Source organism: Anaerofustis stercorihominis (assembly GCF_024623185.1).
Classification (GTDB): domain Bacteria; phylum Bacillota; class Clostridia; order Eubacteriales; family Anaerofustaceae; genus Anaerofustis.
This window is the reverse complement of sequence record NZ_JANJZK010000010.1, coordinates 70,809-85,401: the sequence shown is the minus strand read 5'-3', so window position 1 is coordinate 85,401 and position 14,593 is coordinate 70,809. Positions and strand designations below refer to the sequence as shown.

Genomic DNA, 14,593 nt, shown 5'->3' with positions numbered 1-14,593 from the left:
GGTTTATTATTATAAGGTAAGGGGAGTTAGCGGAAAGTATAAGTCTAGTTTTTCTAGGGTTGTTAGGGTTAGGGTGAAATAGACGATATTTAATTTAATAAAAAAGAACCTTTATAAGGTTCTTTTTTATTATTTATTCTTCAAACTGAGAATTATATAGATTTGCATAGAAACCATTTTCTTCAATAAGTGAAGCGTGTGTTCCCTGTTCTACAATATTACCGTCTCTCATAACAAGTATCAGATCAGCATCTTTAATTGTAGATAATCTATGAGCTATAATGAAACTTGTTCTTCCCTGAATTAAAGTATCCATAGCTTTTACTATTAATTTTTCTGTTCTTGTGTCAACGGAACTTGTTGCTTCATCTAAAATAAGTATCTTAGGATCTGCAAGAAGTGCTCTTGCAATAGTTAAAAGCTGCTTTTGACCGCTTGAAATATTGCTTGATTCTTCATTAAGTACCATTTGATATCCATCTACATTTGTCTTGATAAAGTGATCCACATGTGCCGCAATCGCTGCTTGTTCTACTTCTTCATCGGTGGCATTTAAATTACCGTATCTAATATTGTTCATTACAGTATCATTGTATAGCCATGTATCCTGTAAGACCATTCCAAACATTTGCCTCAAATCTCTACGTTTATAGTCATTTATATCTATCCCGTCGATTTTGATTTTACCGCTGTTTACATCGTAAAATCTCATAAGAAGTTTTACTATAGTGGTTTTACCCGCTCCCGTAGGACCGACTATCGCTATTTTTTGTCCGGGTTCTATTTTAGAAGAAAAATGTTTTATTATAGGTTTATCTTTTTCATAACCAAAACATACATCTTCAAATTCTACAGAACCTTTTACTTTCTCTACATCGACCGTAACAGGATTGTCAGTCGTTTCTTTTTCATCTTCTTCATCCAAGAATTCAAAAACTCTTTCTGCAGATGCCGCGGTTTGCTGTAGTATGTTTGATACATTTGCAAGCTGAGTTATAGGCTGTGTAAAGTTTCTTACATATTGTATAAAAGCCTGGATATCGCCTACTGTTACCTGTCCTCTTGTTGCTCTGTAACCTCCGATTATACATATAACTACATATCCAAGATTGCTGATAAAGTTCATTATCGGCTGCATCATTCCTGATAAGAATTGAGATTTCCAGGCAGAATGATATAATGTTTCATTGTATTCATTAAATTCTTCGATAGATTTATTTTCTCTGTTGAAAGCTTTAACGATTATATGTCCGGAATACATTTCTTCAATATGACCGTTTACATGCCCCAAATATTCCTGCTGGCTTCTGAAATATCTTTGTGAAAAATGAACTACGATCATTATGCATATCACCGATACCGGTATTATCATTATAGCTACCAATGTCATAGTCAGATCTATTGTTGCCATCATGTATAAAATACCTATTACCGTAGTTATACTTGTGATTATTTGTGTAAGACCCTGATTTAAGTTTTGGTTTATCGTATCTATATCATTTGTTATCCTAGATAATACTTCACCATGAGTCTGTTTGTCGTAATATTTAAGCGGTAGTTTATTTATCTTATGAGAAATATCTTTTCTTAATCTGTAAGTTAAATCCGTAGTAACTCCTGTCATAATAAAACTTTGCAAATATGAGAAGAGTGCGGATATTAAATATAGTATTACTAAGGTGATAAGTATCTTTCCTATATAAGTAAAGTCTATACCCGTTGCCGTTCCCGCGATTTTACCCATAACACCTTCGAATATTTTAGTTGTTGCTTTTCCTAAGATTTTAGGTCCGACAATACTGAATATTGTCGATACAACCGCAAATATAAATACTATAAATATACTAAGTTTCTTTGAACCCAAATATTTGAGAAGAGTTTTTATAGTGCCCTTGAAATCCTTTGCTTTTTCTCCGCCTCTCATCATAGCGGGACCTCTGCCCATAGGACCTCTTCTTGGTCTGTTTTCATTACTCATTGTCTCTAACCTCCTCTTCTGATAATTGAGATAAGGCTATTTCTTTGTATACATCGCAGTTTTCCATAAGTTCTTTATGGGTTCCTATTCCTGCGATTTCTCCCTCGTCCAATACGATGATCTTTTCCGCATGCATTATCGTACTGATTCTTTGTGCTACTATTATCATAGTTGCATTAGATAATTCTTTATTTAATGCCGCACGGAGATTTTTATCTGTCTTAAAGTCAAGAGCCGAAAAACTATCATCAAATATATATATTTCGGCATTTTTTATAATAGCTCTTGCAATGGAAAGTCTTTGTCTTTGTCCTCCCGAAACGTTCGTACCTCCGGAAGAAATTTCTGTTTCAAATCCTTCGGGTTTTTCGTTTATAAATTCACTTGCCTGAGCAATATCACAAGCCCTTCTCATTTCTTCATCGGTCGCGTTCTGTTTACCGTATTGGAGGTTTGACTTTATTGTACCTTTGAATAATATACCCTGCTGAGGGATATATCCTACTTTGTCCCTTAAATGGTCTTGATTTATATCTTTTACATTGACTCCATCGACTAGTATTTCACCTTTGCTTGCTTCAAAGAGTCTAGGTATAAGTTGAATCAATGTTGATTTACCGCTTCCCGTTGAACCTACAATAGCAGTAGTTTCACCCTTGTTAGCGGTAAAGTTTATATGATGAAGGACATATTCGCTTGCACCCGGATAAGCGAAGGATACATCTTTGAATTCTACAACACCTATTTTATTTTCATCAAATTCTTTTTCTTCTTTAGGGTCTTTCAGTTCTACTTCTGTTTCCAATACTTCGTTTATCCTGTTTGCGGATACACTTGCTCTGGGAACCATTATGAACATCATGGAAATCATTAAGAATGACATGATTATCTGCATTGCATATTGAATGAATGCCATCATATCTCCGACTTGAAGTGCACTTGCTTCGATTTGATTTGCTCCTACCCATACTATCAGTAATTGAACGAGGTTCATGACTATCATCATGAAAGGAAATAGGAACATCATAAATCTGTTTACGAATAAGTTTGTTTTAGTTAGGCTTTTGTTTGTTTCATCAAATCTTTCTTCTTCAAAATCTTCGGTACCGAAAGCTCTTATTACCATAAGTCCCGATAAGTTTTCTCTGGCAACCAAGTTCAGCTTATCCGTAAGTTTTTGAACTATTTTAAATCTTGGAAGCACCACGGAAAATGCTATCATCATGAAGCCTAAAATAAGTATTACTGCAAGTAAGATGATCCAGCTCATTGAAGCGCTGAATTCAAGTGCTTTAAATATCGCTATTGCCCCCATTATAGGCGCAAAACAAATCATTCTCATACCCATCGTTATAAGCATTTGCACTTGGTTGATATCATTGGTCGTCCTTGTTATCAATGATGAAACGGCGAATTTATTAAATTCTGCATTTGAAAAGCTTTCTACTTTTCCGAATACATCTTTTCTAAGTGCTTTTGCAACTCCCGCACCTGCTCTTGAGGCAAGGAAACCTACACATATCGCACATACCGCGGATAATAAAGCTATAAGAAGCATTTTAATTCCGATGTTAAATATATAGGATGACTGAACGTCTTCAAGGTTTAATCCGACAGCTTTATATTCGCTCTTTATAAAGGTTCCTGCAACTTGGCTTATGCTGGTTTCCGGTATCTTATCAAGGCTTGTATAAATCTTATCCTTAAATTCATTCAAATTCTTTTCGGGCATGTTCTTTATCATTGTAAATGTATCGGTTTTACCCGAGGTCATACCCTGCATTTGCTGCATTTGTTTCATTTTATCGCTGTCGGTATCCAAGCTAAATAAGTTTTGATCTTTTATTTTTTCCGGATTGTCTATAGAACTAACGATTATTTCACTTTTCCCTACAGCCGTATCCAGTTTTTCAATTATATCTTTATCCGCATCATCTTTTAAAACAAATACATTTTCTTTTTTTAGAATCGGATATTCTTCTTTGTATTCATTATAATCAGAACTTTTCTTAGTTACTTTTGTGTAAAGTTTATTTAAGTCTTTCTGGTCTTTTTCATCCAAGAAGAATTTTACTTTTTCATATTCGTCTTCTCTTATTACGTTTGGGATGTTATTTTCTATCCCTCCGTTTTGTATACCATAGTTTACTATCTTTGACATGTAATCGGGCAGTGATAATTCACAGTTTGCCTGAACAAGCAAGAAGCATATGGTAAATATGATCGAGAAAACAAATGGTTTTAAGTATTTTCTAAGTTTTATCATATTATGTCTTTTCCTTTCTTTGGTTTAGTTTTTATAAATTTCCACAATTTCCTTTAAGATATCCAAAAGCTGCTTTAACTTTTCTTCTCCAAGTTTATTGGCTATTTCCATTAATTGTAAAAACCTGTCCTCAAAAGCATCATCTACGATTTTTTTGCCGTCTTCGGTGATACTCACTTTAAATTTCCTTCTGTCATTTTCTTCCAGTACCCTTATGATATACCCTTTTTTCTCAAGGCTATTCAGAGTCTGTGTTATTGCGGGTCTGGAAAGCCTGCTTTTAAGGCTTATTTCGGAAGGGTAAATACCATCGACATCGTTTTCTTTCTTTTCCCTCAAGAGTACTGAGAGCAGAAAGAATTCCGACTTCGGCAGAATAAGATGACAGTCCATTTTCGGAGTAAAGATTTTATTAATGGAGTGCAGATAATAAACAAATTCCTTTAGTTCTTTTTTTAATGTTTCATTATCTTCTTTCATTTAATCATTCCTCTCTTTAAAATAAAAAAAGCAACAAATAGTTAAGTTGCTTAATTATTTTGTTGCTTAATTATAGTCTTGCTATATATAAAAGTCAATAGATTTTATTATTTTAATTTAAAATTAATTTTTAAGCTTTTTTAATATTGTCCTTACTTCTCCTATCATATACAAAGAACCTACAAAAGCATACGTTTCGTCGCTGTTTTTATCTATTAAATCCGGTATTTCACTAATATTATTTAAGTAAGTCACTTCAATATGATTATCGACTTTTTTTATCTTTTCATACATATCTTTGCTTGTAAATGCTCTGTTGTTATTCGGAGTCAGTGTATATATCTTTTTAGCCAAAGGTATGAGTTTTTTTAAAGCACTGTCGATATCTTTGTCGGCTAACATGCCGAAGAATAAAACTATTTTTTTGTCTCTCAAATATAATTTGATGTTATCAACAAAACTTTCAACCCCTTCTTTGTTATGACCTCCGTCGAGTATGATGAAAGGATTTTTACTATATACTTCAAATCTTCCATTAAAATGTATATTATTAAGGGCTTTTTCAATATTACATTTATTTATGTTATAACCATCTTTTTTTAATACTTCGAGGGATTTTATCACGGTAAGTACATTGTATATCTGATTTTTCCCCAATAGAGATAAGCTGAATTTATCAAGACCGAATGTATTTTCTTTTTTGTAATATAATTCGCTTCCGTTAATATCTGTTTTTATTAATTCTATATCGCCTTTATTTGTTAAATAATATGAAGCATTTTTTTCTTTTGATATCCTGATAAGCTCATTCAAAGCTTCTTTATGAGAGGGATATAAAATAACCTTGCTGTTTTCTTTTATTATCCCGCCTTTTTCATAAGCTATCTGTTTTAATGTGTTTCCAAGGTATTCGGTATGGTCAAAACTTATGGAAGCTATGATTTCCAAAATAGGAGCATCAATGACATTTGTAGCGTCCAGTCTTCCTCCCAAGCCTACTTCCAAAATAACGATGTCCACGTTCTTTTCTTTAAAATAATAAAGTGCCATTGCAGTTATTATTTCAAATTCCGTAGGGTGATTAAGCCCTTCAGCTGTCATTTTATCTATTTTTTCTTTTACCTCAGTTAAGTAATGTGCAATGTCTTCGTCAGGGATATCATTGTTATTTATTTTTATCCTTTCGTTGAATTTTTCAAGGAAAGGGGATGTATAAAGCCCTACATCATATTCCGCTTCCATAAGTACCTTATTCATCATGGTGGAAATGGACCCCTTACCGTTGGTACCTGCTATATGAATGACTTTTAAATCTTTCTGAGGATTACCGAGCCTATCCAGTAAATTCAATATATTATCAAGTCCCAAAACGGAGCCGAATTTATTTGTCATGTGTATATATTCTATTGCTTCTTTATAATTCAAAATAGTGTCTCCTTCTACAAAAAACTTAGGGATAATTATAGCATAATTCGTAATAAAAATACTTAATATATAATATTTTTTTAATTTTCTGAAAATTGTATCATTTTGACTTGACAAAAGAAAATTGTAAGGGTAATATAATAACAATTATTAGTATTTTCTTTGAAAGATAAGATGGGAAAATATAGGAAAAATTATATTAAATAAGGGGTAATAAAAATGAAAAAAACTATGAAAAAAATAGCAGCTTTAGTTCTTGCTTCAATGATGCTTGTTGGTTTTACCGCCTGCGGAGGAAGCGAGTCTGAAAGTAAAGGAGACACTATAAAAATCGGTGTTAACTATGAACTTTCCGGAGACGTAGCTACTTACGGACAAGCTTGTACAAAGGGTATTGAAATGGCTGTTGCCGAAATCAATAAAGACGGCGGAGTAAACGGCAAACAAGTTGAAGTTGTTAAGATAGATAATAAATCGGATAACAACGAAGCTATGAGTGCCGCTACAAAACTTGCTTCAAAAGAAGGCGTTAGCGTTATGATAGGACCTGCTACATCAGGTGCATTCAAAGCTACTATCTCGGCTGCAAATCAATATAAAGTTCCAGCGATAACTTGTTCAGGTACTTCTGATGACATAACGATGAAAGAAGATGGTTCCGTTCAGGATTATATTTACAGACTTTGCTACACAGATACACTTCAAGGAAGTAAAATGGCAGAATTCGCTTCTAAAAAATTAGACGCTAAATCTGCTATCGTATTAGCTGATAATTCAAACGACTATTCAAACGGTCTTGCAAAAGCATTTGAAGCTAAATTTAAAAAGGACGGCGGAAAAGTAGTTTCAACAGAAACATTCACAGCTCAGGATAAAGACTTTGCACCTGTTCTTACAAAAATCAAAGACAAAAAAGCAGATGTTATCTACCTACCTGGTTACTATACAGAATGCTCACTAATCATAAAACAAGCAAGAGATCTTGGTATAGATATTCCTATCTTAGGTGCTGACGGATACGATTCTCCTTCAATGCTTGAAACAGCAGGTAAAGATGCTCTAAAAGATGTATACTTTACAAATCACTATGCTGCCGATGATAAATCAGATGTAGTTCAAAACTTCGTTAAAGCATATAAATCAGCAAACAACGATGAAAACCCGGGTGCTTTTGAAACATTGGGTTATGATGCAGCTAAATTTGCATGCGACGCTATCAAGAGAGCCGGTAGCGCAGATCCTCAAAAAGTTGCTGAAGCTTTAGCATCTACAAAAGATTTTAAAGCCGTTACGGGTACATTATCTATCGATAAACAGCATAACCCTGTAAAAGAAACAGTTGTACTTGAATTCAAAGACGGTAAAGCAACATTCAATACAAAACTATAATTTAATATTTTGAAATTTATTGTATAATTAAATAAATTTTAAGTAAAGTGGTAGGTGATACTTACCACTTTACTATAGTTTAAGGCTATAATTAAAACGATATAGTATATGGTTTTAACAATATCTTTAAATAATTTAAATAATGGGGGTATAAGATTTGGAACAATTTATTCAGCAAATCATTAACGGTATATCCATAGGGAGCATTTATGCTTTGATTGCTCTTGGTTATACCATGGTATACGGAATTATCAATTTAATCAACTTCGCCCACGGTGATATATTAATGGTCGGAGGTTACATAGGATTTTTCTGTGCATATACTTTGGGGATAGGATTTATTCCCGCTACATTGATAGCTATGGTCGTTTGTGCATTACTTGGAGTGGTAATAGAAAAAGTTGCTTACAGACCGCTTAGGAACGCACCTAGGATCACACTATTGATTACGGCGATAGGGGTCAGTTTCTTACTCGAATATGCAATGATGTATTTCGTAGGTCCTGACGTAAAAACATATCCTTCGGGATTTTTCGGATTTGGTTATATAAGTTTGGGAGGACTATCTATCTCAAGCGATAAATTAATGGTTACATTTATAACTCTTATCTTGATGGTCGCTCTTCAATTCTTAATAAGCAAGACAAAGATAGGTAAATCTATGAGAGCCGTTTCTTCCGATCCCGATGCCGCTCAGTTGATGGGTGTAAGTGTAGATAAAGCTATATCATTTACTTTCCTTATCGGTTCTGCTTTGGCTGCCGTTGCGGGAGTAATGTACGGGGCTATGTTTACCATAAATCCTTTATCCGGTATGACACCTGGGCTAAAAGCCTTTATCGCTGCGGTATTTGGAGGTATAGGAAGTATTCCGGGTGCAATAGTCGGAGGAGTATCCCTCGGGCTTATAGAAACGTTGGTCAGCGGATACTTGTCAAGTGCATATAAAGATGCGGTTGCCTTTGCAATACTTATTATAATCCTGATAGTAAAACCATCCGGTTTACTGGGTAAAAACAGGAAAGAAAAGGTATAGGAGGCAGTATAATGAAATTTTTTGATTTTTTTAAGAAAAAAGATGAAAGTAAAATATCCGGACTTAGCGATAATTTACCTACATTGTTGATTTTTGTTGCCGCTTATATAATAATCAAGCTTTTGATAGTTGTAGGTATAATTTCTCCCTTCTACGAGACAGTTGTACTTAAACTTTGTATAGATATAATCCTCGGTCTCGGTCTTAACCTTATTACGGGTATTACCGGACAGTTCTCCCTTGGGCATGCGGGATTTATGGCTATAGGTGCATACACAAGTGCATTGATGACCCTTAGGATATCTTCATCACCTGTTATGATTATTTTAGCTGTTATCTTAGGCGGTGTGTTATCCGGTTTCTTGGGCTTCTTGATCGGTATTCCAACCCTTAGATTAAGAGGCGACTACCTTGCAATAGCAACCCTTGGACTCGGCGAAATAATAAAAATAGTAATACAAAATGTAGACCAGACAATTCTCGGAGGAGCTGCGGGACTTTCTTCTATCCCTCTTTATTCCTCATTTGAATTCTGCTTTATATGTATGGTCATATGTTACTTTGTTATCACGAATGTACTCAAATCCTCATTCGGGAGAGCTTGTATTTCGGTGAGAGAAGATGAAATAGCATCAGAATCTATGGGGGTAAATGTCACAAAGGCAAAGATACTTGCATTTATTATAGGTACGTTCTTTGCAGGCGTTGCGGGCGCATTATATTCCGGTTACGTAGGAGTTATCCAGCCTAAAAACTTCGGATTTATGAAATCTATCGATATTTTAATGATAGTAGTATTGGGCGGTCTTGGAAATATCAACGGTACCATAATCGCGGCATTTGTTTTAAATATAGTTTCATTTGCACTTCAGGATTTTGCGGAACTCAGAATGGTACTTTATTCATTATTGCTTATTGCAATAATGCTTATTAAATCGGGAGAAACTCCTTTCTTTGTAAAATTGAGAGAAATGTTCTCTATAGAAAATATGAAGAAGAAATTAAATAGCAGGAAAGCGGAGGAATAGTTTAATGGCGATATTAAAAATAGAAGACTTAAGTAAAAGTTTCGGCGGCTTAAAAGCTGTTTCTCATGTAAATATAAATGTAGAAAAGGGTGAACTCATTGGTCTTATCGGACCTAACGGAGCGGGTAAAACTACCATATTCAATCTTTTAACAGGCGTTTATGTCCCAACCAGCGGTAAAATCGAACTTAAAAACGATAAGACGGGAGACAGTATATTAATTAACGGACTTAAACCTTATATAACGAGCAGTTTCGGTATAAGCAGGACTTTCCAGAATATTAGATTATTCAGAGATTTATCCGTTTTGGATAATTTAAGGATAGCCATGCATAAAAGAGTTAAATATAATGTGTTTTCTGCGATATTCAGGACAAAGGCTTACAGAGAATGCGAAAAAATATTCTATGAAAATGCAATGGCAATACTCGATTTTGTTGGTCTTGCGGATAAAAGGGACGAGCTTGCGGATAATCTTCCTTACGGAGAACAAAGAAAACTTGAAATAGCCAGAGCGGTTGCTACGGGAGCCAGTGTAATATTTCTCGATGAGCCGGCAGCAGGTATGAACCCAAGCGAAACGGAAGAGCTTAGAGTTTTAATTGAAGATTTAAGAAAAAAATACGAACTTACGGTTATCCTTATCGAACATGATATGAAATTCGTAATGGAAATCTGCGAAAGGATATATGTTTTGGACTTCGGTACGATAATTGCGGAAGGTACACCTGAGGAAATCAAGAATAATGATAGAGTTATCAAAGCATATCTAGGGGAGGAAGCGTAATATGTTCTTTGAAATAAAAGATTTAAATGTACATTATGGTGCTATTCATGTTCTTAAAAATGTTTCTTTACAAGTAAACGAAGGTGAAATAGTTACCCTTATAGGTTCAAACGGTGCTGGGAAGACTTCCACGCTCAGAACCATATCCGGACTTGTTCCGAAATCAAGCGGGACTATCGAATTTATGGATAAACCTATCGAAAATACAAAAGCAACGGATATAGTAAAAATGGGTATTTCCCATGTACCTGAGGGAAGAAGGATATTTTCGGACATGACAGTGCTTGAAAATCTTGAAATGGGTGCTTACCTCAGAAATGATAAAGAAGGTATCAAGGAAGATATCCTTGATATATATAATAAATTCCCGAGACTTAAAGAAAGAAAAAGTCAGTTGGCAGGAACTTTAAGCGGCGGGGAACAGCAAATGCTTGCCATTTCGAGAGCACTTATGTCTAAACCTAAGTTCTTACTTTTGGATGAACCTTCGATGGGGCTTGCTCCGGTTATCGTACAGGATATATTCAAGCTTATTAAACAAATCAACGAAGAAGGCACGACTATCTTCCTTGTTGAGCAGAATGCAAACATGGCTCTTTCGATTTCTAACAGAGCATATATCCTTGAAACGGGAGAAGTAGTCATGAGAGGAAACGCAAGTGAGCTTTTAGAGTCCGATGATGTTAAAAAAGCTTATCTCGGAGGATAGAAAATTCGAACTTAGCTTTTAAAGTATTTACAAAAAAAATTAAATAGTAATTAATTGCTTCCCGCTTATTTGGTTTTGCGGGAAGTTTTTATAAATATTTAAGTGAAATTTATGTAAGTATTTGTTACAATATATAAAAAGACTTAGAAATATAAAAAATTCAGAAAATTCTGAAATAATTTACTCTAAAGTCTTGTACTTTGTATACAAAATTGTATATAATAGAAAGGTCAATAAAAATTTAGAAAAGGATGATGCGATATGAAATTAACAGGTTCTGAAGTTTTAGCAGAAGTATTATTAGAGCACAGTGTTGATACCGTTTTTGGGTATCCGGGAGGGGCTGCTTTAAACATTTACGATGTTTTATACAAGTACAGCGATAAAATCAAGCACGTCCTTACGGCACATGAACAGGGTGCTGCTCATGCTGCCGACGGTTACTATAGAGCGACAGGTAAAACAGGTGTGGTAATTGCAACAAGCGGACCGGGCGCTACCAACTTGGTAACGGGGATTGCAACCGCATTTATGGATAGTATTCCTATGGTTGCAATCACAGCCAATGTTCCTGATAATCTTATCGGAAGAGATTCATTTCAGGAAATATGCATCACAGGTGTGACACTTCCTATAACAAAGCATAATTTCTTTGTAAATAAAGTTGAAGATTTGGCTGATGCACTCAGAGATGCTTTCAGGATAGCAAACAGCGGAAGAAAAGGTCCTGTTCTTGTGGATATCACAAAAGACGTGACCGCTGCCTTGACTGAATATGAAAAGGCTGAACCTCTTGAATTATATAAAAATCCTGTTGCAAAGGATGAAGATATCGAAGAAGTTGCCAGACTTATAAACAAAGCGGAAAAGCCGGTAATATATTTTGGAGGCGGAGTTGTTGCTTCCGAAGCACTGGATGAACTGAACGAACTTTTATCAAAAGGCGATATACCCGCAACCAATACTTTAATGGCTACGGGAGTTCTGGGATACAACAATAAAAGAAGGCTCGGCATGATAGGTATGCACGGTACCGTAGCTGCAAATAAAGCAATACATAATGCAGATTTGGTTTTGGCTCTCGGAACGAGATTCAGCGACAGAGTTGCCCTTAATCCGAACAAATTTGCAAGTCATGCTAAAAAAATTCAAGTAGACCTTGATATGAGCGAAATAAACAAGAATGTATTTGTACATAAAAGCGTTATAAGTGACGTTAAAGATTTTCTTATAAGATTATTACCATTGATTGAAAAGAAATCTCGTAAAGAATGGATAGATCAAACTTTACTTTGGAGGAAAACTCCCGTAGAAGATAAGTATTATAAGGGGGATTTGCATCCGGGAGATATCGTAACCACCGCATGTGCCATGTCTGATAAAGAACCTATAATCGTTACGGATGTAGGTCAGCACCAGATGTGGGCGGCGCAGTATTTAAAAAATGTGAAGCCTATTAAATTCTTAACCAGCGGAGGGCTTGGAACTATGGGATACAGCTACGGAGCTGCTATCGGTGCTGCAGTTGGTTCGCCGGATAAAAGAGTCATTCAATTTGTTGGAGACGGCTCATTCCATATGTGTTTAAATGAAGCATGTACCGCAGTTAGTCAAAATCTTCCGATTATAACTATTATAATGAATAATGGTGTCCTCGGTATGGTTTATCAGTGGCAGACAGTCTTTTACGAAAAAAGATATTCTCAAACTGTTTTAAACAGAAAAACAGATTTTGTTAAATTAGCCGAAGCCTTTGGATTAACAGGATTTAGAGCTGAGACTTTGGAAGAATTCGAAGATATATATGAAAAGGCACTTAAAGTAAACGGTCCGGTTTGGATCGATTGCAGGATCGAAGAACTTGAAAGAGTTCTGCCTATGATACCTAACGGCGGGACCGTAGATGATATGATAATTAATTAAATAAAGGAGAATTAAAATGGCTTATAGAAAAGAAGTTATAAGCATTTTGGTTGATAATCAATCAAATGTCTTAACAAGGATTGTCAGTTTGTTTGGAAGACGCGGTTTTAATATCGATTCTCTTACAGTATCTACCACAAATGATAAAGACATATCAAGGATAACTATTGTCTTTAACGGTACAGACCAATCACTATATCAGATTATGACTCAGACAAAGAAACTGGAAGTCGTAAAAGATATATTTACTCTTGATTCAAGCAACTCTTTATACAGAGAATTACTGCTTGTGAAAATCAAAACGGATAAGACAGAGAGAACCTCTCTTAAAGAAATAGTCGATATTTACAGAGGTAAGATTATAGATCTATGTAAAGACAGCATGATCATAGAACTTACCGGAGCACCTGAAAAGCTGGACGGTTTTATGAATATGATAGACTGCTACGACGTCGTAGAGGTCTGCAGGACGGGTATTACAGGTATTGCAAGAGGACTTGAACCTGTAAGATAAAATAGCTAATTAATAAAATTAATTATAAATTATACATACAAAAGGAGATATATTTAAAATGATTAAAAAGTATTATGATCAAGATTGTAATTTAGGTTTATTAGACGGAAAGACAGTAGCTATCATCGGATATGGTAGCCAAGGACACGCTCACGCTCAAAACTTACATGAAAGCGGTGTTAATGTAGTAGTAGGTTTAAGACCGGGTTCAGCAAGTGTAAAAAAAGCTGAAGAAGCTGGACTTAAAGTTATGGATATCGAAGCTGCCGCTGAAGCTGGGGATTTGGTAATGATGCTTGTTCCTGACGAATTAGCTGCTGATATTTATAAAACTCAAGTTGCAAAACATATGAAAGAAGGCAACGTATTGATGTTTGCTCATGGTTTTAATATCCATTATAACCAAATCGTACCGGCAAAAGACATCGATGTTATCATGGTTGCGCCTAAAGGACCTGGACATACGGTTAGAAGTCAGTATGTTGAAGGCAGAGGAGTTCCAAGTTTGATAGCTGTATATCAAGATGCTTCAGGTAAAGCTAAAGATTATGCACTTGCTTATGCCGCTGGTATCGGAGCAGGCAGAGCTGGTATCTTGGAAACATCATTCAAAGAAGAAACAGAAACCGACTTATTCGGTGAACAAGCAGTACTTTGCGGCGGTGTAACAGAACTTATGAAAGCAGGTTTTGATACTCTTGTTGAAGCGGGTTATGAACCTGAAATGGCATATTTTGAATGTATCCATGAAATGAAACTTATCGTTGACCTTATAAACAGCGGCGGATTTGAAATGATGAGATATTCTATTTCAAATACAGCTGAATACGGTGATTACAGAACAGGCACAAGACTAATCACTGAAGATACAAGAAAAGAAATGAAGAAAGTTCTTCATGAAATCCAAGACGGTACATTCGCAAGTGAATTCATTCAAGAATTCAAATCAGGCGGAAAAGCTAAATTCTTAGCAACAAGAAGAAAAGAAACAGAACATTTATTATGTAAAGTTGGTGCTGAACTTAGAAAAATGATGAGCTGGTTAAAAAAATAGGAGA

At 35.2% G+C, this 14,593-nt stretch carries 12 protein-coding genes; 8 read left to right on the top strand and 4 right to left on the bottom strand.

The annotated features are described in order from the left end of the window. Positions 1-133: 133 nt before the first annotated feature. The 4 genes from NSA01_RS07370 to NSA01_RS07355 all read right to left on the bottom strand — a co-directional run bounded on the left by NSA01_RS07370 (position 134) and on the right by NSA01_RS07355 (position 6,149). Entirely contained in the window at positions 134-1,978 is a 1,845-nt protein-coding gene (locus tag NSA01_RS07370) for an ABC transporter ATP-binding protein (protein WP_257480841.1), read from the bottom strand. Further along, positions 1,971-4,244, bottom strand: coding sequence for an ABC transporter ATP-binding protein (locus tag NSA01_RS07365; protein ID WP_257480840.1), 2,274 nt, complete (start codon positions 4,242-4,244; stop codon positions 1,971-1,973). Before NSA01_RS07365 ends, NSA01_RS07370 begins: the two co-directional genes overlap by 8 nt. 24 nt (positions 4,245-4,268) lie before the next feature. Then, positions 4,269-4,724, bottom strand: coding sequence for a MarR family winged helix-turn-helix transcriptional regulator (locus tag NSA01_RS07360; RefSeq protein WP_257480839.1), 456 nt, complete (start codon positions 4,722-4,724; stop codon positions 4,269-4,271). Between the two features lie 123 nt (positions 4,725-4,847). Continuing rightward, positions 4,848-6,149 carry a bifunctional folylpolyglutamate synthase/dihydrofolate synthase gene (locus tag NSA01_RS07355; protein WP_257480838.1) on the bottom strand — a complete coding sequence of 434 codons (1,302 nt, stop codon included), beginning with the start codon at positions 6,147-6,149 and terminating at the stop codon, positions 4,848-4,850. A gap of 219 nt (positions 6,150-6,368) precedes the next feature. Between NSA01_RS07355 and NSA01_RS07350 the strand changes: the two genes are divergently transcribed. The 8 genes from NSA01_RS07350 (at position 6,369) to ilvC (ending at position 14,589) form a co-directional block, all read left to right on the top strand. After that, positions 6,369-7,538, top strand: coding sequence for an ABC transporter substrate-binding protein (locus NSA01_RS07350; protein ID WP_257480837.1), 1,170 nt, complete (start codon positions 6,369-6,371; stop codon positions 7,536-7,538). A 157-nt stretch (positions 7,539-7,695) separates the two neighbouring features. Beyond that, complete coding sequence (locus tag NSA01_RS07345) at positions 7,696-8,574, top strand: branched-chain amino acid ABC transporter permease (RefSeq protein ID WP_257480836.1); 879 nt, start codon at positions 7,696-7,698, stop codon at positions 8,572-8,574. A gap of 11 nt (positions 8,575-8,585) precedes the next feature. Beyond that, complete coding sequence (locus tag NSA01_RS07340; protein ID WP_257480835.1) at positions 8,586-9,602, top strand: branched-chain amino acid ABC transporter permease; 1,017 nt, start codon at positions 8,586-8,588, stop codon at positions 9,600-9,602. 4 nt (positions 9,603-9,606) lie between these two features. Beyond that, positions 9,607-10,389 carry an ABC transporter ATP-binding protein gene (locus NSA01_RS07335; protein ID WP_007049825.1) on the top strand — a complete coding sequence of 261 codons (783 nt, stop codon included), beginning with the start codon at positions 9,607-9,609 and terminating at the stop codon, positions 10,387-10,389. A gap of 1 nt (position 10,390) precedes the next feature. Continuing rightward, positions 10,391-11,098 carry an ABC transporter ATP-binding protein gene (locus NSA01_RS07330; protein WP_257480834.1) on the top strand — a complete coding sequence of 236 codons (708 nt, stop codon included), beginning with the start codon at positions 10,391-10,393 and terminating at the stop codon, positions 11,096-11,098. A gap of 261 nt (positions 11,099-11,359) precedes the next feature. After that, positions 11,360-13,021 carry a biosynthetic-type acetolactate synthase large subunit gene (gene ilvB / locus NSA01_RS07325; protein WP_257480833.1) on the top strand — a complete coding sequence of 554 codons (1,662 nt, stop codon included), beginning with the start codon at positions 11,360-11,362 and terminating at the stop codon, positions 13,019-13,021. 16 nt (positions 13,022-13,037) lie between these two features. Continuing rightward, the gene (ilvN, locus tag NSA01_RS07320; protein WP_007049822.1) at positions 13,038-13,535 is read left to right on the top strand and encodes an acetolactate synthase small subunit; all 498 of its coding nucleotides are present in this window, start codon (positions 13,038-13,040) and stop codon (positions 13,533-13,535) included. A 58-nt stretch (positions 13,536-13,593) separates the two neighbouring features. Beyond that, positions 13,594-14,589 (top strand): ketol-acid reductoisomerase, encoded by a 996-nt coding sequence (gene ilvC, locus NSA01_RS07315; protein ID WP_257480832.1) that lies wholly within the window; start codon positions 13,594-13,596, stop codon positions 14,587-14,589. Positions 14,590-14,593: the final 4 nt, after the last annotated feature.

Coding starts and splice junctions, on each gene's coding strand:
- NSA01_RS07370 (WP_257480841.1), bottom strand. CDS start 1,978: ATGAGTAATGAAAACAGACCAAGAAGAGGTCCTATGGGCAGAGGTCCC.
- NSA01_RS07365 (WP_257480840.1), bottom strand. CDS start 4,244: ATGATAAAACTTAGAAAATACTTAAAACCATTTGTTTTCTCGATCATA.
- NSA01_RS07360 (WP_257480839.1), bottom strand. CDS start 4,724: ATGAAAGAAGATAATGAAACATTAAAAAAAGAACTAAAGGAATTTGTT.
- NSA01_RS07350 (WP_257480837.1), top strand. CDS start 6,369: ATGAAAAAAACTATGAAAAAAATAGCAGCTTTAGTTCTTGCTTCAATG.
- NSA01_RS07340 (WP_257480835.1), top strand. CDS start 8,586: ATGAAATTTTTTGATTTTTTTAAGAAAAAAGATGAAAGTAAAATATCC.
- NSA01_RS07335 (WP_007049825.1), top strand. CDS start 9,607: ATGGCGATATTAAAAATAGAAGACTTAAGTAAAAGTTTCGGCGGCTTA.
- NSA01_RS07330 (WP_257480834.1), top strand. CDS start 10,391: ATGTTCTTTGAAATAAAAGATTTAAATGTACATTATGGTGCTATTCAT.
- ilvB (WP_257480833.1), top strand. CDS start 11,360: ATGAAATTAACAGGTTCTGAAGTTTTAGCAGAAGTATTATTAGAGCAC.
- ilvN (WP_007049822.1), top strand. CDS start 13,038: ATGGCTTATAGAAAAGAAGTTATAAGCATTTTGGTTGATAATCAATCA.
- ilvC (WP_257480832.1), top strand. CDS start 13,594: ATGATTAAAAAGTATTATGATCAAGATTGTAATTTAGGTTTATTAGAC.